The sequence below is a fragment of the Marinobacter sp. ELB17 genome (genome assembly GCF_000169375.1).
GTDB lineage: Bacteria > Pseudomonadota > Gammaproteobacteria > Pseudomonadales > Oleiphilaceae > Marinobacter.
Window position 1 is genome coordinate 1 of the sequence record NZ_AAXY01000073.1, and the last position, 1,234, is coordinate 1,234.

Here is a 1,234-nt window from a genome sequence, read left to right on the forward strand (position 1 = left end):
TGGACGGTGGCTATTCTCTCACCGGCGCCAAAATCTGGATCACCAACAGTCCGATTGCCGATATCGCGGTGGTATGGGCAAAATCCGCTGCCCACGATAACCAGATTAAAGGCTTTATCATCGAGCGAGGCACTACAGGATTCAGCACGCCGAAAATCGAAGGAAAAGTGTCTCTTCGTGCATCGGTTACCGGCGAGATCGTGTTGGACAACGCGTTTGTACCCGAAGAAAATTTGCTACCGAACGTCAGCGGCTTGAAAGGCCCTTTCGGTTGCCTGAATAAAGCCCGCTTCGGTATCGCTTGGGGCGTAATGGGCACGGCTGAATTCTGCTGGCACGCGGCGCGTCAGTACACCCTGGACCGCAAGCAGTTTGGCCGTCCACTGGCGGCTAACCAATTGATTCAGAAAAAGCTCGCCGACATGCAGACCGAGATCACCTTGGGCTTACAGGCTGCGTTGCAGGTGGGTCGCTTGATGGATAGCGGCAACTGGGCACCAGAGATGGTTTCGCTGATCAAGCGCAATAACTGTGGCAAGGCACTGGACATCGCTCGTCAGTCGCGTGACATGCACGGCGGCAACGGCGTTTCCGACGAGTACGGCGTGATCCGCCACATGGTGAACTTGGAGTCGGTTAACACCTATGAAGGCACGCATGACATACATGCGCTGATTCTGGGTCGGGCTCAAACCGGACTCCAAGCCTTTTTCTGATTTTTCTAACGGCAGGTGTGCACCATGGCAGGTCCCTTAAAAGAGTTGCGCGTACTTGATCTTAGCCGCGTGTTGGCTGGCCCCTGGACGACCCAGATTCTGGCGGACATGGGGGCCGAGGTCATCAAAATCGAAAAGCCCGATAGCGGCGATGATACGCGTCACTGGGGGCCGCCCTGGCTCCAGGCCGCGGATGGTCAGGAAACCCGCGAATCTGCTTATTACCTCGCGGCCAATCGCGGTAAACATTCACTAACGGTGGATATCAGTCAACCTGAAGGTCAGGCGCTGATCTGCGAACTCGCTTGCCAAAGCGACATTCTGGTCGAGAACTTCAAAAGTGGTGGTCTTGCGAAGAAGGGGTTGGACTACGCCACGCTCTCGGCGCTCAACCCGGGCTTGATCTATTGCTCGATCACGGGCTTCGGGCATACCGGGCCTATGGCAGAAATGCCCGGGCTACGACTACCTGATTCAGGCCCAGGGCGGGCTGATGAGCATTACCGGGGCCGCAGACG

Annotated in this window: 1 protein-coding gene and 1 pseudogene; both read left to right on the top strand. The window is 56.6% G+C overall.

Translation table 11 applies throughout. The features are described 5' to 3' along the window. Positions 1-716, top strand: a 716-nt coding sequence (locus MELB17_RS23060) for an acyl-CoA dehydrogenase family protein (RefSeq protein ID WP_007352761.1), incomplete at its 5' end; no start/stop codon positions are given. A 24-nt stretch (positions 717-740) separates the two neighbouring features. Further along, a pseudogene (locus tag MELB17_RS23065) lies at positions 741-1,234 on the top strand (CaiB/BaiF CoA transferase family protein); the annotation flags it as partial.